Source organism: Pseudoxanthomonas sp. 3HH-4 (assembly GCF_006716465.1).
Lineage (GTDB): Bacteria > Pseudomonadota > Gammaproteobacteria > Xanthomonadales > Xanthomonadaceae > Pseudoxanthomonas_A.
Map to the genome: position 1 here is coordinate 1460920 of NZ_VFPB01000001.1, position 26995 is coordinate 1487914.

At 65.6% G+C, this 26995-nt stretch carries 22 protein-coding genes; 12 read left to right on the forward strand and 10 right to left on the reverse strand.

What is annotated here, in order from left to right:
- From FB548_RS06670 to FB548_RS06695, 6 genes are all read right to left on the reverse strand, one after another.
- On the reverse strand, positions 1 to 846 hold the full coding sequence (locus FB548_RS06670; protein ID WP_142123919.1) for a chemotaxis protein CheX: 846 nt from the start codon (positions 844 to 846) through the stop codon (positions 1 to 3).
- 43 nt (positions 847 to 889) lie between these two features.
- The gene (locus tag FB548_RS06675; protein WP_142123920.1) at positions 890 to 1258 is read right to left on the reverse strand and encodes a response regulator; all 369 of its coding nucleotides are present in this window, start codon (positions 1256 to 1258) and stop codon (positions 890 to 892) included.
- Between the two features lie 103 nt (positions 1259 to 1361).
- Entirely contained in the window at positions 1362 to 2573 is a 1212-nt protein-coding gene (locus FB548_RS06680) for a serine hydrolase domain-containing protein (protein WP_142123921.1), read from the reverse strand.
- Between the two features lie 32 nt (positions 2574 to 2605).
- Positions 2606 to 4096 carry a CoA-acylating methylmalonate-semialdehyde dehydrogenase gene (locus FB548_RS06685; RefSeq protein WP_142123922.1) on the reverse strand — a complete coding sequence of 497 codons (1491 nt, stop codon included), beginning with the start codon at positions 4094 to 4096 and terminating at the stop codon, positions 2606 to 2608.
- A 228-nt stretch (positions 4097 to 4324) separates the two neighbouring features.
- Positions 4325 to 5440, reverse strand: a complete 1116-nt coding sequence (gene ald / locus FB548_RS06690; RefSeq protein ID WP_142123923.1) for an alanine dehydrogenase — start codon at positions 5438 to 5440, stop codon at positions 4325 to 4327.
- Between the two features lie 66 nt (positions 5441 to 5506).
- On the reverse strand, positions 5507 to 6877 hold the full coding sequence (locus tag FB548_RS06695) for an aspartate aminotransferase family protein (RefSeq protein ID WP_142123924.1): 1371 nt from the start codon (positions 6875 to 6877) through the stop codon (positions 5507 to 5509).
- Positions 6878 to 7112: 235 nt separating this feature from the next.
- Between FB548_RS06695 and FB548_RS06700 the strand changes: the two genes are divergently transcribed.
- The 3 genes from FB548_RS06700 to FB548_RS06710 all read left to right on the forward strand — a co-directional run bounded on the left by FB548_RS06700 (position 7113) and on the right by FB548_RS06710 (position 10864).
- Positions 7113 to 7661, forward strand: a complete 549-nt coding sequence (locus FB548_RS06700) for a cupin domain-containing protein (RefSeq protein ID WP_142123925.1) — start codon at positions 7113 to 7115, stop codon at positions 7659 to 7661.
- A 203-nt stretch (positions 7662 to 7864) separates the two neighbouring features.
- Entirely contained in the window at positions 7865 to 9367 is a 1503-nt protein-coding gene (locus FB548_RS06705; RefSeq protein ID WP_142123926.1) for an aldehyde dehydrogenase, read from the forward strand.
- A 210-nt stretch (positions 9368 to 9577) separates the two neighbouring features.
- The gene (locus FB548_RS06710) at positions 9578 to 10864 is read left to right on the forward strand and encodes an MFS transporter (protein WP_142123927.1); all 1287 of its coding nucleotides are present in this window, start codon (positions 9578 to 9580) and stop codon (positions 10862 to 10864) included.
- Here the strand turns inward: FB548_RS06710 and FB548_RS06715 are convergent.
- From FB548_RS06715 to FB548_RS06730, 4 genes are all read right to left on the reverse strand, one after another.
- Positions 10861 to 11322: a bacteriohemerythrin gene (locus FB548_RS06715; protein ID WP_142123928.1), complete on the reverse strand. Its 462-nt coding sequence runs from the start codon at positions 11320 to 11322 to the stop codon at positions 10861 to 10863. The genes FB548_RS06710 and FB548_RS06715 overlap by 4 nt on opposite strands.
- A gap of 282 nt (positions 11323 to 11604) precedes the next feature.
- Positions 11605 to 12909 carry a diguanylate cyclase gene (locus tag FB548_RS06720; RefSeq protein ID WP_142123929.1) on the reverse strand — a complete coding sequence of 435 codons (1305 nt, stop codon included), beginning with the start codon at positions 12907 to 12909 and terminating at the stop codon, positions 11605 to 11607.
- A 96-nt stretch (positions 12910 to 13005) separates the two neighbouring features.
- On the reverse strand, positions 13006 to 14295 hold the full coding sequence (locus FB548_RS06725) for an FAD-binding oxidoreductase (RefSeq protein ID WP_142123930.1): 1290 nt from the start codon (positions 14293 to 14295) through the stop codon (positions 13006 to 13008).
- Positions 14296 to 14449: 154 nt separating this feature from the next.
- Positions 14450 to 15829, reverse strand: a complete 1380-nt coding sequence (locus FB548_RS06730) for a glutamine synthetase family protein (RefSeq protein ID WP_142123931.1) — start codon at positions 15827 to 15829, stop codon at positions 14450 to 14452.
- A gap of 208 nt (positions 15830 to 16037) precedes the next feature.
- Between FB548_RS06730 and FB548_RS06735 the strand changes: the two genes are divergently transcribed.
- The 9 genes from FB548_RS06735 to FB548_RS06775 all read left to right on the forward strand — a co-directional run bounded on the left by FB548_RS06735 (position 16038) and on the right by FB548_RS06775 (position 26951).
- Positions 16038 to 16799: a gamma-glutamyl-gamma-aminobutyrate hydrolase family protein gene (locus tag FB548_RS06735; RefSeq protein ID WP_142123932.1), complete on the forward strand. Its 762-nt coding sequence runs from the start codon at positions 16038 to 16040 to the stop codon at positions 16797 to 16799.
- Between the two features lie 102 nt (positions 16800 to 16901).
- A complete protein-coding gene (locus tag FB548_RS06740; protein ID WP_142123933.1) occupies positions 16902 to 18293 on the forward strand; it encodes a glutamine synthetase family protein in 1392 nt (463 codons plus the stop codon).
- Between the two features lie 150 nt (positions 18294 to 18443).
- On the forward strand, positions 18444 to 19808 hold the full coding sequence (locus tag FB548_RS06745; protein ID WP_142123934.1) for an aspartate aminotransferase family protein: 1365 nt from the start codon (positions 18444 to 18446) through the stop codon (positions 19806 to 19808).
- 91 nt (positions 19809 to 19899) lie between these two features.
- The gene (locus tag FB548_RS06750; RefSeq protein WP_142123935.1) at positions 19900 to 21015 is read left to right on the forward strand and encodes a polyamine ABC transporter substrate-binding protein; all 1116 of its coding nucleotides are present in this window, start codon (positions 19900 to 19902) and stop codon (positions 21013 to 21015) included.
- A gap of 204 nt (positions 21016 to 21219) precedes the next feature.
- Positions 21220 to 22341 carry a polyamine ABC transporter substrate-binding protein gene (locus tag FB548_RS06755; RefSeq protein WP_142123936.1) on the forward strand — a complete coding sequence of 374 codons (1122 nt, stop codon included), beginning with the start codon at positions 21220 to 21222 and terminating at the stop codon, positions 22339 to 22341.
- Positions 22342 to 22442: 101 nt separating this feature from the next.
- Positions 22443 to 23588 carry a polyamine ABC transporter ATP-binding protein gene (gene potA / locus FB548_RS06760; protein WP_142123937.1) on the forward strand — a complete coding sequence of 382 codons (1146 nt, stop codon included), beginning with the start codon at positions 22443 to 22445 and terminating at the stop codon, positions 23586 to 23588.
- Positions 23585 to 24499, forward strand: coding sequence for an ABC transporter permease subunit (locus FB548_RS06765; protein ID WP_185742000.1), 915 nt, complete (start codon positions 23585 to 23587; stop codon positions 24497 to 24499). The genes potA and FB548_RS06765 overlap by 4 nt, the downstream gene beginning before the upstream one ends.
- Entirely contained in the window at positions 24496 to 25338 is an 843-nt protein-coding gene (locus FB548_RS06770; protein WP_142123938.1) for an ABC transporter permease subunit, read from the forward strand. Before FB548_RS06765 ends, FB548_RS06770 begins: the two co-directional genes overlap by 4 nt.
- A gap of 251 nt (positions 25339 to 25589) precedes the next feature.
- A complete protein-coding gene (locus tag FB548_RS06775) occupies positions 25590 to 26951 on the forward strand; it encodes an NAD-dependent succinate-semialdehyde dehydrogenase (protein WP_142123939.1) in 1362 nt (453 codons plus the stop codon).
- Positions 26952 to 26995: the final 44 nt, after the last annotated feature.

Below are 26995 nucleotides of genomic sequence, written 5' to 3' on the forward strand. Positions count from 1 at the left end.
TCAACCTACGATGAGGACGAAGTCGCCGCGCTGGGACGCCATCGACATGGCCAGCGTGCTCCGGCTGGAGGCCAGGTCGGCGGCGGAGAGCGCCGTGCTCGGGGGGTGTGCGCGGTAGCTGGCGTCCTCGGCGAGGGTGTCGCGGACCACGTAGCCCATCAGCACGTTGACCAGTTCGCCGAGTGCATCGATGGCGAGTTCTTCGTCGCATTCCTCCGGCGGGATCGACAGCAGCGAGCAGGCCATGGCCCGGGCGGTTGCGCGACTGCAGCCCACGCCCACGAGCAGGGATTCGGAGCCGGCGTCGATGCGCACGTGCGCGGTGACGTCGCAGGCCTCCAGCGCGGCATCGTCCGCGATGCCCGATGCCTGGCACTGGCTGCCGGCCAGGCGCGGGAACAGGCGATTGCAGACCCGGATCGTGCTGGTGGCCATGTTGGCCAGCGTGTGGCCGGCAATGCCCAGCGCCAGCGCATGGTTGGCCTCGTCGAGGTCGCGACGATGCGCGACCAGTTCTGCGTCGAGCACTTCCGCGCTCACTGCGCCCTGTTCGACCAGGATCTGGCCGAACAGCTTGCGGCCCTTCTTCTGCGCGGTCAGCAGCACATCGAGCTGCCCGGCATCCAGCAGCCCCATTTCCAGCGCGATGTCGCCGAAGCGACGGTCTTCGGCGCGCTGGCGCTCGTTGATGCGGCGGGCCTGCGCGGCATCCAGCATGCGATGGTGGACGGCAAGCTCGCCGAGAAGGGGATTGGAGGCACGCTGCGCATCGAGCGCGGCGAGGAGTTGTGCGGAGGTGATGGTGCCGCGTTCCAGCAGGAACTGGCCCAGGAATTTCGCTGCCATGGTGTCGTCTCGTGCGGAGGTGAAGGAAGGACGTGCGTGGCGGTCAGGCGACCGCTTCGTGCAACACGCGATCCATCACTTCGGGATCGATGGGCTTCTGCAGGTACGACTTGGCGCCCAGCATCAGACATTCCTCGATGTCGCTCTGTGCGCCGAGCGAGCTGAGGATCACCACGCGCGCACCCGGGTCCTGCGCCAGGATCCGGCCCAGTGCCTGCTTGCCGTCGCATTCGGGCATTACCAGGTCCATCAACACCACGTCTGGCTTCAGTGCCAGGTACTGGCTGACGGCTTCAAGGCCGTTGCCGGCTTCGCCCACCACATGGAAGCCGCAGTCGTCGAGCTGGCGCGCCGCCAGCATGCGCAGTGCGCGCGAATCATCGCAAAGCAGAACCGTCGGACGTGACGTCATTTCAAGGATCCCCCTGTGGATCGTGTAGGCCGCGCGCGGATGCGACGCGGGGCGACATGTAGGCCATATCGGCCGATCCGGGGAGTTCTTGAGCGAGCGGGCCTCAGTGCGCCGTGCCGGCCGCCAGCGTTTCCTCGATGCGGCTGAACGCGGAATGCGCGCCGGCCGGCGAAGCACCGGCATCCGTCGCGAAGTACACCACGCCGGTGCCCGCGCGCAGATCCAGCCACAGTCCGGACCGCAGGCCATAGGCGTCGCCGGAATGACCTACGCGGGCAACCTCGTCGCCGAATGGATCGTCGCCGCAGCCGTCCACGGGGGTGGCCAGCGTCTGCACGGCAAGGCCGTAGCGGCAGAAGAACGCTTGGTTCCGTCCGTCGCCGGTATCTTCTTCGTGTGTCACGCCGTTGCCGCCGTCGAAGGTCCATTGCGGCACCACCATGGCATCGACGCTGGCGGGCTCGAGCAGGCGCACACCGTCGATCTCCCCATGGTTCAGCAGCAGGCGGCCGATCTTCGCCAGTCCGTTCGCGGAGATTCGCAGGCCGCCTTGCGGCGAGAACAACGCACCGTTCTCGCCCGGCTTCCAGCGCGCCAGGTCGCAGTCGTCGCCCTCGACGGTGACAACGGCGCAGGGGGGCTTGCCTGCATGGTTGTCGTCGCGGACCACCTGGCCCTCGCGGTACAGCACCACAGCGCGCACGGCGGTGGCGTCGTCGCAGGTCGCCCAGTTGTAGCAGGCATCGAGTTTCAGCGGGTCCAGAACAAGACGCTGCATCAACCGGTCGAAGCGTTCGCCGGTGGCGTTCTCCATCGCCATCGCCACCAGCGGGAAGTTGAGGTTGGTGTAGCGGAAGTGCGTGCCCGGGGCGTGCGCGTCGTCCCAGGCCTTGGGGTCATCGAGGATCGTCTTCAGCGGTTCGCCCAACGGCGTGGCGTAGTAGCCGGCGGCATCGGTCAGGCTGGAGCGATGCGAAAGCAGCAGGCGCAGCGTGATCGGCGTGTCGGGGTACCGCGGATGACGCAAGGTCCAGCCGAGGTAGCGCGACATGTCGGCGTCGAGATCCAGCGTGCCGGCCTCGACCAGTCGCATCACGCCGATCGCGGTCACCAGCTTGGAGATGGAAGCCACCCGCACGGGATCGTCGGCGGTGACGTTGCGGCTCGTGGCGAGATCCGCCTTGCCTTCGGCGTGGGTGGCGACGACGCCATCGCGGTCGAAGGCGACGCGGACCTGCGCGACGGGTTCCGCAGCCGAGGCAGCCAGGGCTGCGCCGAGGCAGGACAGCGACAGGGTGAGGCGACGTAGCAACATGGGCCAGTACCGTGTTGGGACCGGTCCCGACTTTACTTCATCGTCGGCATCGCGAACTCGGCCGCATGCGTGTCCGGCCAGCGGGCGGTGATGGTCTTCAGTCGCGAGTAGAACCGCACGCCGTCGGGGCCGTGCACGTGCAGCGGGCCGAAGATGGAGCGCTTCCAGCCGCCGAAACTGTGGAAGGCCATTGGCACGGGAATGGGCACGTTGATGCCGACCATGCCGGCCTGCACGCGATGGGCGAACTCGCGTGCGGCGCCGCCGTCGCGGGTGAAGATGGCGGTGCCGTTGCCGTACTCGTGTTCGTTGACCAGTTGCAGCGCGGCATCCAGGTCGGGCACGCGCATGACGCACAGCACCGGGCCGAAGATCTCCTCGCGGTAGATCGTCATGTCGGGCGTCACGCGGTCGAACAGGCAGCCGCCGAGGAAGAAGCCATCGGCGTGGCCATCGACCACATAGCCGCGGCCATCGACGACCAGCACCGCACCTTCAGCAACACCGGTATCGACATAAGCCCGCACCTTGTCGCGGTGCGCGCCGGTAACCAGCGGGCCCATCTCGGGATCGAGGCAGCCGGGGCCGATCTTCAACGCGGCGACCTTGGGCGCCAGCTTCGCCACCAGTGCGTCCGCGGTGGCATCACCCACGCAGACCGCGACCGAGATGGCCATGCAGCGCTCGCCGGCCGAGCCGTAACCGGCACCCAGCAGCGCGGAGACGGCGCCGTCCAGGTCGGCGTCGGGCAGCACGACCATGTGGTTCTTCGCGCCGCCCAGCGCCTGCACGCGCTTGCCGTTGGCGGAGCCGCGCGCATAGATGTATTCGGCGATCGGGGTGGAGCCGACGAAGCTCAGCGCCTGCACGCGCGGCTCGTCGAGCAGCGCGTCCACCGCGGCCTTGTCGCCGTGCACGACGTTGAACACGCCATCGGGCAAGCCGGCCTTCTTCAGCAGGTCGGCCATGAACAGCGCCGCGGACGGATCGCGCTCCGAGGGTTTCAGTACGAAGGTATTGCCGCAGGCCAGTGCCACCGGGAACATCCACAGTGGAACCATCGCGGGGAAATTGAACGGCGTGATGCCGGCGACCACGCCGAGCGGTGCGTATTCGGTCCACGAATCGACATCGCGGCCGACGTTCATCGAGTGCTCGCCCTTGAGCAGGTGCGGGATGCCGCAGGCGAACTCCACCACTTCCAGCCCGCGCGTCACTTCGCCGCGCGCATCGGACAGCACCTTGCCGTGTTCGGACGTGATGATCTTCGCCAGATCGCCGGCATGCGCTTCCAGCAGTTCCTTGAAGCGGAACATCACGCGCGCGCGGTTCAACGGCGTGGTGGCGGCCCAGGCGGGGAAGGCGGCGGATGCGGCGTCCACCGCCTGCTTCACGTCATCGGCCGATGCCAGGGGAACGCGCGCGGTGACGGTGCCGGTGGCGGGATCGAAGACGTCGCTAAAGCGGCCGCTGCTGCCCTCCACCTGCTGTCCGTTGAAGAAATGATGCAGCGATTCAGTCATGGCGGACCACCTGGTGGAATCCCTCGCCCCGCGTGCGGGGAGAGGCTGCCCGAAGGGCGGGTGAGGGGCGACGGAGCCCTTGTCTTCAGTCGTGGCGCGGTGTTTCGAGTGTTGCTTTTTCCAGTCGCTCGATAGGGTCGTCATCGCCGAGGCGGTAATGGCTCCGGCGTGCCCCTCATCCGCCTTCGGCACCTTCTCCCCGCAAGCGGGGAGAAGGGAACAGCAGGATCAGGCGAGCGCTTCGCGTGCCGGCACGTACGCGTAGCCCAGATCGTCGGCGACGGCCTTGTAGGTGATCTTGCCGGCGTGCACGTTCAGGCCGGCGAGCAGGTGCTCGTCGTCCAGCAGCGCCTGCTTCGCGCCCTTGTTCGCCAGCTGCACGGCGAAAGGCAGGGTGGCGTTGGTCAGGGCGAAGGTGGACGTGCGGGCGACGCCGCCCGGCATGTTGGCCACGCAGTAGTGGATGATGCCGTCCACTTCGTAGGTCGGGTTCTGATGCGTGGTGGCCTTCGAGGTCTCGAAGCAGCCGCCCTGGTCGATCGCCACGTCCACCAGCACCGAGCCGGGGCGCATGAGCTTCAGCTGGTCGCGCGAGACGAGCTTGGGTGCGGCGGCACCGGGGATCAGCACCGCGCCGATCACCAGGTCGGTGTCGGGCAGGCGCTCTTCGATGGCGTCGCGGGTCGAGTAGATCGTGGTCAGCTGGTGGCCGTACAGCTCGTCCAGGTACTTCAGGCGGTCGAGCGAGCGGTCCAGGATGGTGACGTGCGCGTTCATGCCCATCGCCATGCGCGCGGCGTTGATGCCCACCACGCCACCGCCGATCACCAGCACTTCGGCCGGCTTCACGCCCGGCACGCCGCCGAGCAGCACGCCGGAACCGCCCTGCGCCTTCTCCAGCGCGTGCGCGCCGGCCTGGATCGACATGCGGCCAGCCACTTCCGACATCGGCGCCAGCAGCGGCAGGCCGCCCTTGCGGTCGGTGACGGTCTCATAGGCGATGCAGGTGGCGCCGGAAGCGACCAGTGCCTTGGTCTGCTCCGGATCGGGCGCAAGGTGCAGGTAGGTGTAGAGCACCTGGCCGGGGCGCAGCATGGCGCACTCGTTCGGCTGCGGCTCCTTGACCTTGATGATCATGTCGGCGCGCGAAAAGATCTCCTCCGCGGTATCGACGATCTGCGCGCCGGCCTTGACGTACTGCTCGTCGGTCAGGCCGATGGCCTTGCCGCCGTCGCGCTGGACGAGGACCTGGTGGCCATTCGAGACCAGCTCGCGTGCGCCGGCCGGGGTAAGGCCGATGCGATATTCGTGGTTCTTTATTTCCTTGGGGACGCCAATCAGCATGTTGCTCTCCAGTAGCGGGAAGGGGCTTCGCGCGCGGGGGAGCGCTGGGGCCGTTGGTCCGTAATTTTACGCGGTTGCCCGTATGGTGTCCGCCAGGACATTCACGATCCGGTCGATGTGGTCTTTTTCCACGATCAGTGGCGGCGACAGGGCGATGACGTCGCCGGTCACCCGGGTCAGCAGGTGGCCTTCGTGGAAGGCACGGGCGAACACGTCGTAGGCCCGGGTGCCGGGCGCGCCCGCACGCGAGGCCAGTTCGATGGCACCGACCAGGCCGACGTTGCGGATGTCGATCACGTTCGGCAACCCCTTCAGCGAATGCAGCGCGTCCTGCCAGTAGTCGCCCAGGGTGAGTGCCTTGTCGAACAGGTTTTCCTCTTCGTACGTATCCAGTGTGGCCAGCGCGGCGGCGCACGCCAGCGGATGGCCGGAGTAGGTGTAACCATGGAACATGTCGATGGCATGGTCCGGCCCGCTCATGAAAGCGTCGAACATGCGGTCCGACACGAAGGTGGCGCCCATCGGCACGCAGCCGTTGGTGATGCCCTTGGCGGCGGTGATCATGTCCGGCGTGACGCCGAAGCGCTGAGCACCGAAGGCGTGGCCTACGCGGCCGAAACCGGTGATCACTTCGTCGAAGATCAGCAGGATGCCGTGTTTGTCGCAGATCTCGCGCAGCCGCTGCAGGTAGCCCTGCGGGGGGATGACCACGCCGGCGGAACCGGAGATCGGCTCGACGATGACGGCCGCGATCGTGGAGGCGTCGTACAGCGCGATCTGCCGCTCCAGGTCTTCGGCCAGTTCGATGCCGTGCGCCGGCAGGCCTTTCGAGAACGCATTGCGCGACACATCCAGCGTGTGGCGGATGTGCGAGACCGCGGGCAGGCCGGGGCCGAACCACTTGCGGTTGTTCGGCAGCCCGCCTACCGACATGCCGCCGAAGCCGACGCCGTGGTAGCCCTTCTCACGGCCGATGAAGCGCGTGCGCTGGCCCTCGCCGCGCACGCGGTGATAGGCGAGCGCGATCTTCAGCGCGCTGTCCACCGCTTCGGAACCGGAGTTGCTGAAGAACACCTTGTTGAGGTCGCCCGGCGCCAGCGCAGCCAGGCGTTCTGCCAGTTTGAACGGCAGTGGCGAGCTCATCGAGAAATTCGGAGCGAAGTCGAGTGTGCCAATCTGCTGTTTCACCGCCTCGACGATGCGCGGCCGGGAATGGCCGGCGTTGCAGCACCACAGGCCGGCCGTGGCATCCAGCACCTCGTTGCCGTCGACGTCGCGGTAGTACATGCCGGAGGCACTGGCGAGCAGGCGCGGCTTGGCCTTGAACTGCTTGTTGGCGGTAAACGGCATCCAGAAGTGGTCCAGCGAACCGGGCGCTTCCAGGTTCTGTCGGGCGTAGTGGTCGGCCAGGGCGGCGGAGGTGTCGTTGGCGCTCATCGCGGCTCCAAGGGGGGGGCGGGGCGGATGGGCGCAGCTTAGCGCGTTGAAAAAACTTTACAACTGACGAAGGGCGCGGTCTGCCCTGCAGGAGGGGCTTCAGCCCCGGCGCTTTTCTGCAACCAGGCGTCGGAGCTTAAGCCCCTCGTACAGAAGCCGGTCCGGGGGTTCCCAACGGGGCTGTCACGGGGTGTAAAGTATCCCGCAACGCTTCGGTCATCCGGCAAGGGTGGTGATGGACATCGGCGCACGCCTGCAACTGGTCCGCAAATCCAAAGGCCTCAGCCAGCGCGAGCTGGCCAAGCGCGTGGGCGTCACCAACAGCACTATCTCGCTGATCGAGCAGAACAAGGTCAGCCCGTCGGTCAGTTCGCTCAAGAAGGTGCTGGACGGCATTCCCATTTCGCTGGCCGACTTCTTCACTCTCGACCTCGAAAAGGGGCTGCCCGACAACCCGTTCTATGTCGCCGATGAGTTGCCTGACGTGGGCAGCAACGGCATCCACTATTTCCTCGTCGGCCAGCACCGCCCGCAGCGCCAGATGTGCATCCTGCGCGAAGTCATGCCGGCGGGCAGCGATACCGGCGACAGCATGCTTGCGCACGACGGCGAAGAAGGCGGTGTGGTGATCGCCGGCGAGGTGGAGGTCACCGTCGGCGAGCAGGTGCGCGTACTGAAGGCTGGCGAGGGCTATTACTTCGAAAGCCGCACGCCGCATCGCTTCCGCAACGTCGGCGAGGTCGATGCGGTGATCGTCAGCGCGAACACGCCGGCGACGTTTTGAGGAAAGCCCCTTCCCCCGCATGCGGGGGAAGGTTGGGATGGGGGCGAAGGTGCCGCGTTCCATCCGAACAAGCGAAAGTTCCAGTGCGACTGACCTGTCGCCGCACTCGCGCCATTACGAAGGGCAAGCGTTCTTTGCGCCTGCTTGCCCCCACCCCAACCCTCCCCCGTGAACGGGGGAGGGGCAGAACATCAGGAGTCCCCATGAGCAACCCCCGCACGCAACAGGACTGGCAGGCGATGGCCGGTGCGCTGTCGATCCGTACCCAGGCCTTCATCGACGGCCAGTACGTCGACGCCGCCAGTGGCAAGACCTTCGACTGCATCAGTCCGATCGACGGGCGGGTGCTTGGCCAGGTGGCTGATGGACAGGAGGAGGACATCAACCGCGCGGTCGCCGCCGCGCGCCGCAGTTTCGACGCCGGCGCGTGGTCCAATGCGCGGCCGACCCACCGCAAGAAGGTGCTGCTGAAGCTCACCCAGTTGATCGAACAGCATGCCGACGAACTGGCGCTGCTGGAATCGCTGGACATGGGCAAACCGGTCAGTGACGCACGCAGTGTCGATCTGGCAGCGACCATCCGCTGCATGGGCTGGACTGCCGAGGCGCTGGACAAGATCTACGGCGAAGTCGCCGCCACCGGCCAGGACGAGCTCGGCCTGGTGACGCGCGAGCCGCTGGGCGTGGTCGGTGCGATCGTGCCGTGGAATTTCCCGCTGCTGATGGCGTCGTGGAAATTGGCGCCTGCACTGGCGATGGGCAACTCCATCGTGCTGAAGCCGTCCGAGAAATCGCCGCTCACCGCGATCCGCCTGGCCGAACTGGCCGTCGAAGCCGGTATCCCGGCCGGCGTGCTGAACGTGGTGCCCGGTTTCGGCAAGACGGCGGGCGAGCCGCTGGCGCTGCACATGGACGTGGACGGACTGGTGTTCACCGGTTCCACCGCGGTCGGCAAGCGCCTGCTGCAGTGCGCGGGCCTGTCGAACATGAAGCGTGCGTACATGGAATGCGGCGGCAAGAGCCCGAACATTGTCTTTGCCGACGCGCACGACCTGGACGTGGCCGCGAAGGCCGCGGCCGGCGGCATCTTCTACAACCAGGGCGAAGTCTGCACCGCGGCCTCGCGTCTGCTGGTGGAGCGATCGATCAAGGATGAATTCGTCGCCCGCGTGGTCGAGGCCGGCAAGGCCATGCGCCCGCGCCATCCGCTCGACCCCGGCGCGCCGATGGGCGCGATGGTTGATGAAGGCCAGACGCAGCGCGTGCTCGACTACATCGGGAAGGGCAAGGCCGAGGGAGCCCGGCTGGCGCTGGGCGGCCAGCGCGCCGACGTGGTGAGCGGCGGGTGCTACATCGAGCCGACCGTCTTCGATGACGTGGCGCACGAGCACACGATCAGCCGCGAGGAGATCTTCGGACCGGTGCTGTCGGTGATCGCCTTCGACAGCGAGGAAGAAGCGCTGCGGATGGCCAACGACAGCGAGTACGGGTTGGCGGCCGGCGTGTGGACGCGCGACATCAGCCGTGCCCACCGCGTCGCCCGCAAGCTGCGTGCGGGCAGCGTCTGGGTGAACTACTGGGACGGCGGCGACATGACCGCGCCGTTCGGCGGCTACAAACAGTCAGGCAACGGGCGCGACAAGTCGCTGCATGCCTTCGACAAGTACACCGAGATCAAGGCGACCTGGATCAATCTGGGGAGCTGAGTCTTCTCTCCTTCTCCCCGCCAGGCGGGGAGAAGGTGCCCGGAGGGCGGATGAGGGGCGAGCGCGGCAATGGATCGGTGCTCGCGCATCGCTTCTTCGTTCGCCCTTCACCCGCCTTCGGCACCCTCTCCCCGCAAGGGGAGAGAGGGGATCCAGCGCGCATGCCGTGGCTTCTGCCAGAATCGCCCCGTCCCACCGACCGGCTCGCCCATGACCGCCACCGCCGTTGCGTCCCCGCCCACCAACTCGCCCGGCCGCGTGCTGTTCGCCAGCCTGATCGGTACCACCATCGAGTTCTTTGATTTCTACATCTACGCGACGGCGGCGGTGCTGGTGTTCCCGCATCTGTTCTTCCCGCAGGGCGATCCCACCACTGCGACGTTGCAATCGTTCGCCACCTTCGCACTGGCGTTCATCGCGCGGCCGGTCGGGTCGGCGTTGTTCGGGCATTTCGGCGACCGCGTGGGGCGCAAGGCGACGCTGGTGGCGGCGCTGTTGACGATGGGCATTTCCACCGTGCTGATCGGGCTGCTGCCGACCTATGCGCAGGTCGGCATCGTGGCGCCGGTGCTGTTGGCGCTGTGCCGGCTGGGGCAGGGCATCGGCCTGGGCGGTGAATGGGGCGGTGCGGTGCTGCTGGCGACGGAGAATGCACCACCCGGCAAGCGCGCGTGGTACGGCATGTTTCCGCAGTTGGGGGCGCCGCTCGGATTCCTGTGTTCGACCGGCATCTTCCTGCTGCTGACCGAGGTGATGACGGACGCGCAGTTCCTCGCCTGGGGCTGGCGCATCCCGTTCGTCGCCAGCGCGGTGCTGGTGTTCGTCGGCCTGTGGGTGCGGCTGAGCATCACCGAGACGCCGGATTTCCAGAAGGCACTGGACCGCGACGAACGCGTCAAGGTGCCGATGCTGACCACGGTGCGCGAACATCCCTTCGCGCTGCTGACCGGCACGTTCGCGCTGGTGGCGACGTTCGTGCTGTTCTATCTGATGACCGTGTTCGCGCTGAGCTGGGGTACGTCGAAGCTGGGCTACACGCGCGAGCATTTCCTGCTGCTGCAGATGGCGGGCGTGTTGTTCTTCGCCCTCACCATCCCGGTGTCGGCGCTGTATGCGGACCGTTTCGGGCGCCGGAACGCAATGACCGTGGCCACGCTGCTGATCATCGGTTTCGGGTTCATCTTCGCCCCACTGCTGGAATCCGGCAGTGATCTCGGCGTGCTCGCGTTCCTCGCGCTGGGGCTGGGTGCGATGGGGCTGACCTATGGTCCCTGCGGCACGATTCTGGCAGAGATGTTTCCCACGGCGGTGCGCTATACCGGCGCGTCGTTGGCATTCAACCTTGCGGGCATCCTTGGCGCGTCGCCCGCGCCCTACATCGCCACGCGCCTCGGCGAACGCTATGGCCTGGCATCGGTGGGCTGGTATCTGGCCGCGATGGCGGTAATGACATTGTTGGCGCTGCTGGTGATGCCGCGGGGCAGGCCAGCGCGCTAGCCGAACAGGCGCTTCACCGTGCGGCTGAGCCAGCCGCCCTGCTGGTGGTCCCGCACGAACTGGTTGAGATGGCGCTTCACCGAGTCCGCGTAGGCCTTGTCGTCGTTGCGGATATGGTTGAACAGCCAGCGTGACAGCATGCTGCGCAGTTCGTCCACGATGTCCTCGCCGGCTTCGAAGCGCAGCCGGTACTCGGAGACCCGCTTGGTGAACACCTCGTGCACGCGCTTGTGCGCGGCGCTGAACGGGTAGCCGGCTTCCTCCATCAGTTCCTCCTCGAACGCGAAGTGCGACAGCGTGTAGTCGACCAATTCATCGATCACCTCGGCCACGGCGAAGCGTTCCATCGACTTCTGGGTGATGTGCAGGTGGTTGATCATCTCCACGATGCGGCGGTGCTGGCCATCGATGATGTCGATGCCCGTATCCATGTCGTCCTGCCAGATCAGCAGTGTCATGAGTGTGTCCCCTGCCGGCGGATGCCGGAATGCAGGGGCAATCTAGGTGTGCGCCTGTGTCGCGGCATTGATCGGGATCAATGCCGCGACAGGTGGTCGCAGCAGAGGTTGGCCGTTGTAGGAGCGACGTGAGTCGCGACCATAGACCCAACGGATTCGGCAGCCTCGGGTTCAGCCGACACCATTCCCGATGTTGTGCCGGCTTTTGCAGCGTCGACCCGACGCGGTTGTATCGATCTTGCGGTCGCGACTCACGTCGCTCCTACACAAAAGCAGCGCCCCTCAGCCGTTGGATACCACCCGGTTCCGCCCACCTGCCTTTGCCAGGTAGAGGCGTCGGTCGGCTTCGCTGAGCAGATGATTGAGTGTCTGGCCCGGGAAGCGGGTTCGGAACACGCCGATGCTGACCGTCATGCGCAGCTTGTGGCTGCCGATGTCGACCTCCAGCGCTTCTATCGCGGTGCGCAGCGATTCGAAGTACTCCACCGCTTCGCTTTCACCCAGGTAGGGCACCAGTGCACAGAACTCCTCGCCGCCGAAACGGGCGATCAGGTCCTGCGTGCCGGCATGTCGCGCGATCGCCTGCGCGACGGCCTTCAGCGCGACATCGCCGGCCTCGTGGCCATGGGTGTCGTTGATGTGCTTGAAGTGGTCGATGTCGATGATGGCGGAGGTGACCGCCTGCTGCCTGCCCAGCGTGTTCGGCAGCAGCGCGTGGCACTCGGCCAGGAAGTGGCGCCGGTTGGGCAGGCCGGTCAGGAAGTCGCGCGTGGCCAGGTCCTGCAGCGTGCCGATCAGTTCCAGCTGGTCGATGTTCTGCGAGACGCGGCAGAAGAATTCTTCGCGCGAGAACGGCTTGTGCAGGAAGTCATTGGCGCCGCTCTTGAGGAAGCGCGGCACCAGGCTGCCATCGCTGGTGCCCGAGATGCCGATGATCGCCAGGTGGTCGCGCGCATGGCGTGCGCGCAGGCGGCGGGTGAACTCATGCCCCTTCATGCCGGGCATTTCCTGGTCGACGATGGCCAGGCGGATGTCCGGGTTGGCGTCCAGCACCGCCAGGCCGGCCTCGCCATCGGCGGCTTCCACCACGCGGAAACCGTACATCGACAGCAGCGCGGCCGCATGCTGGCGGGCCGAGCGCGAGTCATCGACGATCAGCGCGGCGATGCGGCGGTTGCGTTCCAGCCGCTGCACCAGCCACACCAGGTAGTCGATGCTGCCGGGCGTGTTCTTCAGCACATAGTCCACCACCTGCCGACGCAGCACCTGCTCGCGCAGGGTGTCGTCGTAGACGCCGCTGACCACGACCGTCGGCAGTTGGCGGGACAGGAAGAACTCCACGACTTCGTCGTGGCTGCCATCGGCGAGCACCAGGCTGGTGACCACCATGAACCAGTCCGGATGCTTTTCCAGCATCGTGCGCGCTTCGGCCAACGTGGACGCGTAGACCACCGGCAGGTTGAGTTTCTGCTCGATGGCCTCGCCGATGAGTCGCGCGTGCGTGCGCGAGTTCTCCACCACCATGATCCGCTGGGGCAAGGGGGCAGGCGTGGCGGGGGTGGGCGGAACACGCAGGGGTGTCGGCATCGTCATCGGCGCTACGGGGTATCCATGAACCCGTTATCGACCGGCCCGGGGCGTACTTGAGAGCGCCGTCACGGAATCGGATCGCTCGCGCGGCGTTTACCAGAGCGCGTCGCGCAGTTTGTACCAAGCCATCGCCGCCACCAGCAGGGGTGTGCGCAGGGCGCGTCCGCCCGGGAACGTGCGGTGGTCGATCTTCGCGAACAGGTCCAGCCGCTCGGACTGGCCGCGGATGGCCTGGGCCAGCGTGGTGCCGGCCAGTCCCGCGGCAATCAAGCCATGGCCGGAAAAGCCTTGGGCGAAGTACAGGTTCGGCGCCAGCCGGCCCCAGTGCGGTGCGCGGTTGAGCGAAATGTCGATCATCCCGCCCCACAGGTACTCGATGCCCACGTCGCGCAGTTGCGGGAACACGCGATGCATGCGCCGGGTCATTACGCCGCGCAGGTTGGGTGGCGTCATCGTCGAGTAGCTCGCGCGGCCGCCGAACAGCAGGCGGTGGTCGCGGCCGAGGCGGAAGTAGTCCAGCGCCCAGTTGGTGTCGGCGACCGCCATGTCATTGCGGATCAGGTCGCGTGCACGCGCCTCGCCGAGCGGCGGCGTGGCGGCGATGTAGGTGCCGACCGGCATCATCCGCGACTCGAGTTCCGGCGCGATCCCGCGCAGCAGTGCGTTGCCGGCGAGGATCGCGGTGTCGCAGACGACTTCGCCCTGTGCCGTCTTCAGCATGGGGCGTGCGCCGCGCACCAGCTGCGTCACCCGCGACCCCTCGAAGATCTGCACGCCGGCATCCAGTGCGGCGCGGCCCAGGCCCAGTGCGTATGCCAGCGGGTGAAGGTGACCGCTGACCGGGTCGTACATCGCGCCGAGGTAGCGGTCGCTGGCCAGTTCGCTGCGCAGGCGCTCGCGGCCCCACCATTGCACCGGGTGCTGGTAGCGGGTGTTGAAGTCCTCGACTGCGTGTTCGACCTCGCGCTGCTGGCGCGGCTTGATCGGTACTGTGGCGTGGCCGTCGCGCCAGTCGCAGTCGATGCCATGCCGTTCGATGCGGCCACGTAGCCAGAGCAGGCCATCCAGCGACAGATCGAACATCTTCTTCGCATCGTCGAAGCCGACCAGCGCTTCCAGCTTGGCCTCGCCGCAGCTGAAGCCGGCGATCGCTTGGCCACCATTGCGCCCCGAGGCACCCCAGCCGATGCGTTCGGCTTCCAGCAGGACCACCTTGTAGCCGGCTTCGGTCAACTCCAGTGCCGCCGACAGGCCGGTATAGCCAGCGCCGAGGATGCAGACATCCGCATCGATCCGGCCCTGCAGTGTGGGCTGTGCGGGCAGAGGCGTCGCGCTGGCTGCGTACCAGCTGTCGGGATAGGACGTGCCGGGGGAGACGGTCATGACGTTCCCTTGCCGTCATTCCGGCGTACACCGGAATCCACGTTGCTGTTTCGCTGTCCGGCAGCAGCAAGGGCAAGATGGATGACCCGCCGTTCGGCGGTTGAGAGCCCGGCGTACGCCGGAATGACGACTGGAAGAGCGCGCGACATTCGTCTCACACCGACCGCAGGTACCACGCATATTCCAGATCCGTCACCTCGGTATAGAAGCTGTGCATCTCCTTGAGCTTCTGTTGGCCGTAGATGTGCTGGAAGGAAGTGCCGAACTGCTCGCGTATGAACTCGCTGCCCATGAATGATCCGATCGCCTCGCGCCAGAACGGCGTGCGGACCTCGGTCTGCTCGTAGGCGTTGCCAGTGATCGGCGGGCCGGGATCGAAGCCCTGCTCCATGCCGTGCAGCATCCCGGCCAGCACCGCGGCGGTGACCAGGTAGATGTTGGCATCGGCACCGGCGATGCGGTGCTCGATTCGCGTGTTGGCTTCGTCGCTGTGCGGGATGCGCATGGCGACGGTGCGGTTGTTGTAGCCCCACACGTCGTTGAGCGGCACGAAGGCATTCAGCACGAAGCGGCGGTAGCTGTTGGCATGCGGTGCGAACAGCAGCAGGCAGTCCTGGTCGCTGCGCTGCAGGCCGCCGATGGCGTGTTTCAGGGCATCGGCCGGTGCGGAAGGCGGCGAGGCGAAGATGTTGTGGCCTGCGGCATCCAGCACGCTGGCATGGATGTGCATGCCGCTGCCGGCCTGCTCGGCGAACGGCTTGGCCATGAAGCTGGCCATCAGCCCCTGCTGCTGCGCGGCGGCCTTGATCGCGCGCTTCAGGTAGATGGCGTCGTCGCAGGCGAGCAGGGCGTCGTCGCGGTGTTTCAGGTTGATCTCGAACTGGCCCGGCGCGTATTCCGCCACCGCGGTGTCAGCGGGAATGCGCTGCGCCCGGCAGATGGCGGCCACCGCATCGGTGAAGCCCCGATAGTCGTTGAGGTCTTCCATGTAGTAGACCTGCGTGCTGGTGTTGCGCTGGCCGGTGGCCGGGTTGATCGACGTGCGTGGGCGACCGGCATCGTCCATGCGCTGGTCGAACAGGTAGAACTCCAGTTCCACCGCCACCACCGGCTTCAAGCCGCGCGCGGCGTAACGCGCCAGCACACGCTTGAGGACTTCGCGCGGATTGGCTTCGAACATGCCACCCTGTGCGTCCTCCATGCTCAGCAGGAGTTGTGCGGCCGGGCGCGGCGACCACGGCACCGGCCGCAGCGAGCCCGGCACGGGGCGGCACACGCGGTCCTCGTCGCCGATGTCGTAGCCCAGGCCGGTTTCCTCGACGGTATTGCCGGTGATGTCGGTAGCGATCAACGACATCGGCAGGCACACGCCGTCGCGGTAGACCTTCTCCAGTGCATCGCGCGTGATGCGCTTGCCGCGCAGCAGGCCGTTCATGTCCGGCAGCAGCAGGTCGATCTGCTCGCAATCGGGGATCGAGGCCAGCGTGGCGGCATCGTCGGCAGGCAGGAGAGGCGCAGCGGAATCGGGGCGCATGGTGGTCATCCAGGAGGCTGCAGGCAGCTTAGCAGAGCGGTCGGTGCGTCAAGAATACTCAACGCGAAGAATCCGGCAGGTCGATGAAATGCCCGAAATTGGTGCCGCAGCGCACCATATAGGCGCCCAAAACGCCATTCTGGCGTCTCGTGTTGTAAAAATAAAACGGCCGGGTTAACTTGCCTGCAAGCCACTTCGGGCTTCCTGCATGACCCCGCTGCCGCGGGTCGGTCTGCCGACCGACCACAAGCAAATCGGTGCGCATCCCTTCCTTGCCGTTGGCGAGAAGTACGTGCGCGCGGTGGTCGACGGGGCGGGCTGCCTGCCAATGCTGGTGCCCACGCTGGATCCGGTGTTGCCGTTGCGGCAGGTCCTCGAGGGTCTGGATGGTCTGCTGCTGACCGGGGCGGTGAGCAACATCGAGCCGCACCATTACAGCGACGAGTCCAGTTACGAGGGCAACCTGCTGGATCCACGTCGTGACGCCACCAACCTGCCGTTGATTCCGCTCGCCATCGAGATGGGCGTGCCGGTACTCGCCGTTTGCCGCGGCTTCCAGGAAGTGAACGTCGCCTTCGGTGGAACGCTGTACCAGAAGGTCCATGAGCAGCCCGGCTTCATGGATCACCGCGAGAACAAGGACGATCCACTCGACGTGCAGTACGGGCCGGCGCACAGCATCGCGCTGGTGCCGGGCGGCATGCTGGCGACGCTGGTCGGCGATACGCAGGCGACCGTCAATTCCCTGCATGGGCAGGGCGTGCGCCGACTGGGCGAAGGACTGGTGGTCGAGGCGCAGGCGCCAGACGGCCTGATCGAGGCCTTCCGCCACGACGGACCAGCGTTCATGCTGGCGGTGCAGTGGCATCCCGAATGGAAGGTCGCGGAGAACCCGTTCTACCTCGCGATTTTCCAGGCTTTCGGCAAAGCCTGCCGTGCCCGTGCGGCACACCGCGGAGCCGTGGCATGAAGCGGCGGCATCCACCGCCATGGGAGGGCGGGCGCTGAAGCGCCCGTGTCCGATGTGGCTGGCCCTCGCGCCGGCACCTCCCTTCCCAGGACCGTGTTCCCCATGAGCCAGAAACAGACACAACGAAAGACCGTCGCGGCCGCCGAGCCTTCCGAGAGTTCACTGCGCCGGTGGCTGAAAGAGCGCAGCATCACCGAAGTCGAATGCCTGGTGCCCGACATCACCGGCATCGCGCGCGGCAAGATCATTCCCGCCGACAAGTTCAGCCACGACTACGGCACGCGCCTGCCCGAGGGCATCTTCGCCACCACCGTCACCGGCGATTATCCGGATGACTACTACGAGCTTACTTCGCCGTCGGACTCGGACATGTTCCTGCGGCCCGACCCGGACACCGTCCGCATGGTGCCGTGGGCCACCGATCCCACCGCGCAGGTCATCCACGATTGCCACACCAAGGACGGCAAACCGCATGATCTTGCGCCGCGCAACGTGCTGCGGCGCGTGCTGGCGGCCTATGAAAAGGAAGGGTTGCGGCCGGTGGTCGCGCCGGAACTGGAGTTCTTCCTGGTGCAGAAGAACACCGATCCGGATTTCCCGCTGCTGCCACCCGCGGGCCGATCCGGCCGTCCGGAGACCGCGCGCCAGTCGTACTCCATCGATGCGGTCAACGAATTCGATCCCATCCTCGACCTGATGTACGACTACTGCGATGCGATGGAGCTGGACGTGGACACGCTGATCCACGAATCCGGCGCCGCGCAGTTGGAAGTCAACTTCACCCACGACGATGCGCTGTCGCGCGCCGACCAGGTGTTCTTGTTCAAGCGCACGATGCGCGAGGCGGCGATGCGCCATGGCGTGTATGCCACCTTCCTGGCCAAGCCGATGGAGAACGAACCCGGCAGCGCCATGCATATCCACCAGAGCTTGCTCGACGTGAAGACCGGCCGCAATGTCTTCACCGGCAAGACCGAAGGCAAGGGCAGCAAGCTGTTCGGCCATTACCTGGGTGGCCTGCAGAAATACGTGCCGATGGCGATGGCGTTCTTCGGTCCCAACGTCAATTCCTATCGCCGGCTGGCGCTGGGGCAGGTGGCGCCGATCAACGTGCAGTGGGGCTACGACAACCGTACCTGCGGCCTGCGCGTGCCGATGGATACGCCGGAAAACATGCGGGTGGAAAGCCGGTTCGCCGGTTCCGATGCCAACCCTTATCTCGCCATGGCAGGCACGCTGGCGTGCGGCCTGCTGGGCATCCGCGAACAGCTCAAGCCGACCGAACCGCTGGCCAGCAGCGCGCAGGATCTCGGCTTCGAGCTGCCCCGCTCGCTGGGCGAGGCGCTGGATGCGCTGGAGGACTGCAAACCACTGCAGGAATTGATGGGCGCGCGTTTCGTGCGTGCCTATGTATCGGTGAAGCGCAAGGAATACGAGACCTTCTTCCGCGTGATCAGTTCGTGGGAGCGGGAGTTCCTGTTGTTGAACGTCTGAATGCTGTTCCCTTCTCCCGCCGGGAGAAGGTGGCGCGAAGCGCCGGATGAGGGTACGGCTGCATCGGGATGGTTCACCGCCGATGGTTCTGCCGGACCCTCACCCCAACCCCTCTCCCAATGGGAGAGGGGCTCAATCATTGGAGCGTGTATGAACCAACTCGACACCCGCACCCTGCAGAAGCTCGATGCCGAGCACCACCTGCATCCGTTTAACGACAACGCTGCACTGGCGAAGAAGGGCACGCGCATCCTCACCAAAGGGGAGGGCTGCTATGTCTGGGATGCCGACGGCAACAAGTTGCTGGACGCCTTCGCCGGTTTGTGGTGCGTCAACATCGGTTACGGCCGCAGGGAACTGGGCGAGGTGGCGTCGAAGCAGATGACGCAGCTCGCCTACTACAACAGCTTCTTCCAGTGCACCACCGAGCCGACCATCGCGTTGGCGGCGAAGCTGGCGGAACTGGCGCCGGGCGACCTCAACCATTCCTTCTTCGTCAATTCCGGTTCGGAAGCCAACGACACCATCCTGCGCATGGTCCGGCACTTCTGGGCGGTGCAGGACCAGCCTCGGAAGAACATCTTCATCGGTCGCCATGATGGCTACCACGGCACCACCATGGCCGGTGCCAGCCTGGGTGGCATGAAGGGCATGCACAAGCAGGGCGGGCTGCCGATCCCCGACATCCACCACATCGATCCCCCGTTCTGGTTCGCCGACGGCGGCGACATGGACGAGGACGAGTACGGCCTGGTCGCCGCGCGCCGGCTGGAGGACAAGATCCTCGAACTCGGCCCGGATCGCGTGGCCGCTTTCATCGGCGAACCCATCATGGGCGCCATCGGTGTCTACATTCCACCGAAGACCTACTGGCCCGAGATCGAGCGCATCTGCCGGAAGTACGACGTGCTGCTGGTGGCCGACGAAGTGATCTGCGGTTTCGGCCGCACCGGCGAGTGGTTCGGCTCACAATACTTCGGGTTCCAGCCGGACATTATGCCGGTGGCCAAGGGCATCACGTCCGGTTACATCCCGCTGGGCGCGGCGATGTTCAACGACCGCGTGGCCAAGGTGCTGAAGGAGCAGGGAGGCGAACTGGCGCACGGCGCCACGTATTCCGGTCACCCGGTCTGTGCGGCGGTGGCACTCGAGAATATCCGTATCCTGCAGGACGAGAAGATCGTCGAGCGTGCGAAGACCGAGATTGCGCCTTACCTGGCGCAGCGCTGGGCCGAGCTGGGCGAGCACCGCCTGGTCGGGCAGGCGCGAATCGCCGGCATGGTCGGTGCGCTGGAACTGGTGCCGGACAAGGGCAAACGCGCGTTCTTCCCCGAGCGCGGCACCGTCGGTCCTCGCTGCCGCGACCACGCGCTGAAGCATGGACTGATCCTGCGCGCGACCTGGGATGCGATGCTGCTTTCGCCCCCGCTGGTGATCACGCGCGCGCAGGTGGACGAGCTGTTCGACAAGACATGGAAGGCTCTCAACGACACGGCGGTGGATCTCGGGATGTGACCTCACCGAACGGTCCGTGCGCTGCGTCACAGCGCCGCGGCCCGGGCGTATGATGTTTCCTTCCCCCGATGCTGATTCCATGGAGACCCCGATGAAGCTCAAGACCCTCACCGTCATGCTGGCCGCCGCCGTGCTGGCTGCCTGTGGCGGCAAGGACGAGACGGCCGCCACAGGCGCGCCCTCGAAGACCCTCAACGTCTACAACTGGTCGGACTACATCGCCGAGGACACGATCCCTAACTTCGAGCAGCAGTCGGGCGTCAAGGTCACCTACGACGTGTTCGACAGCGACGAGATGGTCGAGACCAAGCTGCTGGCCGGCAGCAGTGGTTACGACGTGGTGGTGCCGTCGCTGAGCTTCCTGGGGCGGCAGATCCAGGCCGGCGTGTTCCTGCCGCTGGACAAGAGCAAGCTCCCGAACCTGAAGAACCTCGACCCGAAGATGCTCGAGCGCATCGCGCTGCAGGATCCGGGCAACCAGTACGCCGTGCCGTATCTCTGGGGCACCAGCGGCATCGGTTACAACGTCGACAAGATCAAGGCCATCTTCGGCGACACCGCCGTGACCGGCAGCTGGGATGTGGTGTTCAAGCCGGAAAACGCGGCCAAACTGAAGGACTGCGGCATCACCGTGCTGGACACGCCGTCGGAGCTGATCCCGATCGCGCTCAACTATCTGGGCGAAGACCCGCACAGTTTCGATCCGGCCACCATCGACAAGGCGGCGGCGCTGCTGAAGTCGATCCGGCCGTATATCCGCAACTTCCACTCGTCTTCTTACATCAATGACCTCGCCAACGGCGATGTCTGCCTGGTGGTGGGCTGGTCGGGCGACATCATCCAGGCGCGCGACCGCGCCGCCGAAGCGGGCAACGGCGTCAACGTGGCGTACTCGATCCCGAAGGAAGGGGCGCCGCAGTGGTTCGACATGCTGGCCATCCCGAAGGATGCTAAGAATGTCGACAACGCCTACGCCTTCATCAACTACCTGCTCGACCCGAAGGTGGCGGCAGCGAACACCAACTACGTCACCTATCCGAACCCGGTGCCTGCGTCCCGGCCACTGGTCGAGAAGAGCATCGCGGACGATCCGACCATCTATCCGCCGGCGGACGTGGACGCGAAATTGTTCACTTTCGCAGTACTGCCGCCGGAAGTGGATCGCCAGTACACACGCATCTGGACGGAGCTGAAGACCGGACGCTGAAACACACGAGGGCGCGGGCCGTGACGGACGCGCCCTTCGTCATCGTGGCGTTACCCACGGGAGCGGGTGGCGGCACAGGGGAGGGGAGAAGGGGAGCAACGCCGGCACGGAACAGGCCATTGCAATGACAGCATGCCCGCGGCGGCCACTGGCCGGCACGGGACCACATCAAGCCGCCCTCGCGGGCCGAACGGAGAGAGATTGATGAAACTGCGCGTACTGGCAACCACCCTGGCCCTGTGTACCCTCACCGCATGCGGCGGAAAATCCGCCGGAGAAGGCGGCACCGATACTGGCGGCGCCAAGCAGGTCAACGTCTACAACTGGTCCGACTACATCGCCGAAGACACCATCCCGAACTTCGAGAAGAGCACCGGCATCAAGGTGACCTACGACGTGTTCGACAGCAACGAGGTGCTGGAAACCAAGCTGCTGGCGGGCAGCAGCGGTTACGACGTGGTGGTGCCGACGATGAACTTCCTCGGCCGGCAGATCCAGGCCGGCGTTTTCCTGCCGCTGGACAAGAGCAAGATCCCCAACTACGCCAACCTCGACCCGGCCATCATGAAGCGGCTGGAGAACCAGGACCCCGGCAACCAGCATGCGATCCCATACATGTGGGGGACCACCGGCATCGGCTACAACGTGGACAAGGTGAAGGCCGCGTTCGGCAACACCGACATCGCCAACAGCCTGGACATCGTGTTCAAGCCGGAGAACATCGCCAAGCTGAAGGACTGCGGCGTGACCTTCCTGGATACGCCCTCGGAGATCATCCCGATCGCGCTCAACTACCTGGGCGAGGATCCCAACAGCCAGGACGCGGCGGTGATCGACAAAGCCGCCGCGCTGCTGAAGACGATCCGCCCGTACATCACCAATTTCCATTCCTCGCAGTACATCGATGCGATGGCCAATGGCGATACCTGCCTGGTCGTGGGCTGGTCGGGCGACATCATCCAGGCGCGCGACCGCGCCGCCGAAGCGGGCAACGGCGTCAACATCGCCTATGCCATCCCGAAGGAAGGCGCGCCGCAATGGTTCGACATGCTGGCCATCCCGAAGGGCGCCAAGCACGTCGATGAGGCCTATGCCTTCATCAACTACCTGCTCGACCCGCAGGTGATGGCGAACAATTCGAACTTCATCAGCTATCCGAACGCGATCCCCAAGGCGAAGGATCTGATGGATAAGACGATCACCGAGGATCCGACGATCTATCCCACGCCCGAGGTGGAAGCCAAGCTGTTCACCTTCGCCATCATCCCGCCGGAAGTGGACCGCCAGTACACCCGTATCTGGACGGAACTGAAGACCGGCAAGTAAGCGCCGCGACCGGTACGGGCGATGCCCGTGCCGGTGTCCGGCGGACCCACGCGATATATCGATGGCCGGCGCCCACGCGGTCCGGCGACCAGGGGAATTCCATGGCGGCAGAACAGGGCAACGGTAGCAAGGACGCGGGACAGGGCGGCAAGGCGAACCCGCAGGAGTACCTGCGCATCGTCGATGTGCGCAAGGAGTTCGACGGCTTCGTCGCCGTGGACGACACCAACCTGACCATCCGCAAGGGCGAGATCTTCGCCCTGCTGGGTGGATCGGGCAGTGGCAAGTCGACGCTGCTGCGATGCCTGGCCGGTTTCGAGAAGCCTTCGTCCGGCAAGATCTATCTGGACGGTCAGCTGCTCAACGACCTGCCGCCGTACGAACGGCCGCTCAACATGATGTTCCAGTCCTACGCGCTGTTCCCGCACATGACGGTCGAGCAGAACATCGCCTTCGGCCTGAAGCAGGATGGCCTGTCGAAGGACGCGATCAGGAAGCGCGTGGAAGAGATGCTGGCGCTGGTGCAGCTGGGCAAGCTGGCCAAGCGCAAGCCGCACCAGCTTTCCGGTGGGCAGCAGCAGCGCGTGGCGCTGGCGCGCTCCCTGGCCAAGGGCCCGAAGCTGTTGCTGCTCGATGAGCCGATGGGCGCGCTGGACAAGAAGCTGCGCTCGCAGATGCAGCTGGAACTGGTGAGCATCATCGAGAAGTCCGGCGTGACCTGCGTGATGGTCACCCACGACCAGGAAGAGGCCATGACCATGGCCACGCGCATCGCGCTGATGGATCAGGGCTGGATCCGCCAGGTCGGTACGCCCGACGAAATCTACGAACAACCCACCAGCCGCTTCGCTGCCGAGTTCATCGGCTCGGTCAACCTGATCGAGGGCGTGGTGGAGGAAGACGAAGCCGACTACGTCACCATCCGATCGCCGCAGCTTCCGGACCCGATCTACATCGGTCATGGCATCTCGGGCTTCGAAGGGCAGGAGGTCGGCTTCGCGGTGCGGCCGGAAAAGCTGGGCATCGGCAAGCAGGAACCCGAACAGCCACACAACAAGGCGAAGGGCGTGATCGAGGACATCGCCTACTTCGGCAGCCACTCGGTCTACCACGTGCGCCTGCCGAGCGGTTACAAGTTCATGGCCAACTTCGCCAACGTGCAGCGCTGGGCCAGCGAGGGACTCACATGGAATGACGAAGTGTGGGTGTGGTGGGGCGACAACGACGGCGTGGTGCTGACCTCATGAACATCCTCCGCTCCCTGGGCAAGCGCCTGCCGGGGCCACGCTGGGGCGTGATCTCGGTGCCCTACGTGTGGCTGCTGCTGTTCTTCGCCATCCCGTTCCTGATCGTGCTGAAGATCTCATTCGCCAAGCTGGCGATCGCGATGCCGCCGTACACGCCCATCCTCGAGTACATCGACGAGGCATTGACGCTCAAGCTGAACCTGGGCAACTACACCGCGCTCTTCACCGACTCGCAGTACATCCAGGCGTATCTCAGCTCGATCAAGATCGCGGCCATTTCAACGTTCCTGGCCTTGCTGGTGGCGTACCCCATCGCCTACGTCATCGCACGCCTGCCGCCTTCGTCGCGCAACATCGCGATGATGCTGGTGGTCCTGCCGTCGTGGACATCGTTCCTGATCCGGGTCTACGCGTGGATCGGCATCCTCAAGAACAACGGCCTGCTCAACAACCTGCTGATGAAGATCGGCATCATCGACGAGCCGCTGCAGATCCTGTACACGCCGATGGCCGCGTACATCGGCATCGTCTACTGCTATCTGCCGTTCATGGTGCTGCCGCTGTACACCAACCTGGTGAAGCACGACAACCGGTTGCTGGAAGCGGCCTACGACCTGGGTGCCAAGCCGTGGAAAGCGTTCTTCACCATCACCCTGCCGCTGTCCAAGGCCGGCATCATCGCCGGCTGCATGCTGGTGATGATCCCGGCGGTGGGTGAGTTCGTCATTCCCGAACTGCTCGGCGGGCCGGATACGCTGATGATCGGCCGTGTGCTGTGGGGCGAGTTCTTCAACAACCGCGACTGGCCCGCCGCATCCGCCGTGGCCATCGTCATGCTGATCCTGCTGCTGATCCCGATCCTGATCTTCAACCGCGTACAGCAACGCGAGCTGGAAGGGAGACTGACATGAGCCGCGTCGGACAACGCACGGTCAACTGGATGGTGCTCGGACTGGGTTTCGCTTTCCTGTACGTGCCGGTCTTCATCCTGATGGTGTACTCCTTCAACGAATCGCGCCTCGCCACAGTGTGGTCGGGTTTCTCGTTCAAGTGGTACGGCGAGCTGTTCCGCGACGAAAAGATGCTGCGTGCAGCATGGATCAGCATCAAGGTCGCGTTCTGGACTGCCAGCGCCGCGGTGGTACTGGGCACCATGGCGGCGCTGGTGATGACCCGCATGCGCCGCTTCCCCGGCAAGACGCTGTTCGGTGCGCTGATCACCGCGCCGCTGGTGATGCCGGAGGTGATCATCGGCCTGTCGATCCTGCTGATGTTCGTGTCGCTGGGGCAGTTCATAGGTTTCAAGCCGGGCGGCATCCTGTCCATCTGGATCGCACACGTCACCTTCACCCTGGCGTTCGTCACGGTGGTCGTGTCCTCACGCCTGTCCGAACTGGACAAATCGCTGGAGGAAGCGGCGATGGACCTGGGTGCCAACCGCATCAAGGTGTTCTTCCTGATCACGCTGCCCATCATCGCGCCGGCGCTGGTGTCGGGCTGGCTGCTTGCCTTCACGCTGTCGCTGGACGATGTGGTGATCGCCAGCTTCGTCGCCGGCCCCAGTTCCACCACGTTGCCGATCGAGGTGTTCTCGTCGGTGCGACGAGGCCTGAGCCCGAAGATCAATGCGCTGGCCACGCTGATGATCCTGGTGGTCAGTGCGGCCGCATTTCTGGGCTGGTGGTTCATGTATCGCGAGGAAAAGCGTCGCCAGCGCGACGTGCAACTGGCGTTGCAGGAGAACGGGTAGAGCGACGGCGTGCGGCGCACCCGGTATGAAGCCGTCGTCGCACTCGTCCGTCATCCCGGCGAAAGCCGGGATCCATCTTGATCTTGCCTTTCGATTACCCGACGGATGAGCGAAGAGCAAAATGGATCCCCGTTCCCGCTGGGATGACGCCCGCATCCTGCGCAACGACATGATCCGGGTCGCCACGGCGCCATCACGTTGCAGCCTCCAGAATTCCCTTCACTTTCCGACGCACGAAGACTCGAATACCCATGACCGTCGAAACCATCAATCCCGCGACCGGCAAGGTCGAGTATCGTCACGAACTGATGACGGCCGCGCAGGTCGATGCCACGCTCGCGGCCGCGCAGCAGGCATTTCCCGCGTGGGCGGCGCTGTCGCTGGCCGAGCGCGGCAAGGTCCTGCGCGCCGTCGGCGCCGAACTGCGCCGTCGCCGCGACGACATCCAGCGCATCATGACCGCGGAGATGGGCAAGCTGCGCAAGGAAGCCCTGGCCGAAGTCGACAAGTGTGCCGGGGCCTGCGACTACTACGCCGACCACGCGGCCGATTACCTGCAGGATCAGTCTGTCGCCACCGATGGCCAGCGCAGTTACGTGCGCTACGAGCCCCTCGGCTGCGTACTGGCGGTGATGCCGTGGAATTTCCCGATCTGGCAGGTCTTCCGCTTCCTCGCGCCTGCCTTGATGGCCGGCAACGTGGCCGTGCTCAAGCACGCGAGCAACGTGCCGCGCTGCGCCGACATCATCGGCGAGGTGCTGTCGGCCGCCGGCTTGCCGGACGGGGTGTTCGGCGTGCTGCATATCGACAACGACCAGGCGGCCGAGGTGATCCGCGATGCGCGTGTCGTCGCCGTGACGCTGACCGGCAGCGAGCGTGCGGGGCGTTCCGTCGCCGCGAATGCCGGCAGCCAGTTGAAAAAGAGCGTGATGGAACTGGGTGGCAGTGATGCCTTCATCGTGCTGGACGATGCCGACCTGGAGAAAACGGTGGCCGGCGCTGTCGCGTCGCGCTTTGGCAACGCGGGCCAGACCTGCATTGCGGCCAAGCGCTTCATCGTGCAGGACGCGATTGCGGACGAGTTCGTGAGGCGCTTCGTCGAGGCGGCATCGAAGCTGCAACTCGGCGATCCCCAGGACGAGGCCACCACGCTCGCACCGATGGCGCGCCAGGACCTGCGCGATGAACTGCACAAGCAGGTGCAGGCCAGCGTGTCGAAGGGCGCGAAGGTGCTGTTGGGCGGCCAGCCCGATGCATCCCATGCCGGTTATCCGGCGTCGATCCTCGACGCGGTCGTGCCCGGCATGCCGGCCTACGAGGAAGAACTCTTCGGCCCGGTGGCCAGCATCCTGCGGGTGAAGGACGATGCCGAAGCCGTCCGCGTGGCCAACGACACCACGTTCGGCCTGGGTGGCAGCGTGTGGACGAAGGGCGTGGAGCGGGGCGACCGCATTGCGCGGCAGCTGCAGGTGGGTGCTGCCTTCGTCAACGCCATCGTCCGCAGCGACGTGCGGCTGCCATTCGGCGGCACCAAGCGCTCCGGTTTCGGCCGCGAGTTGGCCGGGCATGGCATCCACGAGTTCATGAACATCAAGTCGGTCTACGTGGCCTGAGGTTCGTCGGCGATGTGGGGAATGTGGGAGCGACGTCAGTCGCG

Bases quoted from the DNA above. Each gene is read 5' to 3' on its own strand.
- FB548_RS06715 (WP_142123928.1), bottom strand. From the start codon at position 11,322: ATGACACTGCTGATCTGGCAGGACGACATGGATACGGGCATCGACATC.
- FB548_RS06730 (WP_142123931.1), bottom strand. From the start codon at position 15,829: ATGCGCCCCGATTCCGCTGCGCCTCTCCTGCCTGCCGACGATGCCGCC.
- FB548_RS06680 (WP_142123921.1), bottom strand. From the start codon at position 2,573: ATGTTGCTACGTCGCCTCACCCTGTCGCTGTCCTGCCTCGGCGCAGCC.
- FB548_RS06745 (WP_142123934.1), top strand. From the start codon at position 18,444: ATGAACCAACTCGACACCCGCACCCTGCAGAAGCTCGATGCCGAGCAC.
- FB548_RS06705 (WP_142123926.1), top strand. From the start codon at position 7,865: ATGAGCAACCCCCGCACGCAACAGGACTGGCAGGCGATGGCCGGTGCG.
- ald (WP_142123923.1), bottom strand. From the start codon at position 5,440: ATGCTGATTGGCGTCCCCAAGGAAATAAAGAACCACGAATATCGCATC.
- FB548_RS06720 (WP_142123929.1), bottom strand. From the start codon at position 12,909: ATGCCGACACCCCTGCGTGTTCCGCCCACCCCCGCCACGCCTGCCCCC.
- potA (WP_142123937.1), top strand. From the start codon at position 22,443: ATGGCGGCAGAACAGGGCAACGGTAGCAAGGACGCGGGACAGGGCGGC.
- FB548_RS06725 (WP_142123930.1), bottom strand. From the start codon at position 14,295: ATGACCGTCTCCCCCGGCACGTCCTATCCCGACAGCTGGTACGCAGCC.
- FB548_RS06740 (WP_142123933.1), top strand. From the start codon at position 16,902: ATGAGCCAGAAACAGACACAACGAAAGACCGTCGCGGCCGCCGAGCCT.
- FB548_RS06670 (WP_142123919.1), bottom strand. From the start codon at position 846: ATGGCAGCGAAATTCCTGGGCCAGTTCCTGCTGGAACGCGGCACCATC.
- FB548_RS06735 (WP_142123932.1), top strand. From the start codon at position 16,038: ATGACCCCGCTGCCGCGGGTCGGTCTGCCGACCGACCACAAGCAAATC.
- FB548_RS06775 (WP_142123939.1), top strand. From the start codon at position 25,590: ATGACCGTCGAAACCATCAATCCCGCGACCGGCAAGGTCGAGTATCGT.
- FB548_RS06765 (WP_185742000.1), top strand. From the start codon at position 23,585: ATGAACATCCTCCGCTCCCTGGGCAAGCGCCTGCCGGGGCCACGCTGG.
- FB548_RS06770 (WP_142123938.1), top strand. From the start codon at position 24,496: ATGAGCCGCGTCGGACAACGCACGGTCAACTGGATGGTGCTCGGACTG.
- FB548_RS06685 (WP_142123922.1), bottom strand. From the start codon at position 4,096: ATGACTGAATCGCTGCATCATTTCTTCAACGGACAGCAGGTGGAGGGC.
- FB548_RS06710 (WP_142123927.1), top strand. From the start codon at position 9,578: ATGACCGCCACCGCCGTTGCGTCCCCGCCCACCAACTCGCCCGGCCGC.
- FB548_RS06755 (WP_142123936.1), top strand. From the start codon at position 21,220: ATGAAACTGCGCGTACTGGCAACCACCCTGGCCCTGTGTACCCTCACC.
- FB548_RS06750 (WP_142123935.1), top strand. From the start codon at position 19,900: ATGAAGCTCAAGACCCTCACCGTCATGCTGGCCGCCGCCGTGCTGGCT.
- FB548_RS06675 (WP_142123920.1), bottom strand. From the start codon at position 1,258: ATGACGTCACGTCCGACGGTTCTGCTTTGCGATGATTCGCGCGCACTG.
- FB548_RS06700 (WP_142123925.1), top strand. From the start codon at position 7,113: ATGGACATCGGCGCACGCCTGCAACTGGTCCGCAAATCCAAAGGCCTC.
- FB548_RS06695 (WP_142123924.1), bottom strand. From the start codon at position 6,877: ATGAGCGCCAACGACACCTCCGCCGCCCTGGCCGACCACTACGCCCGA.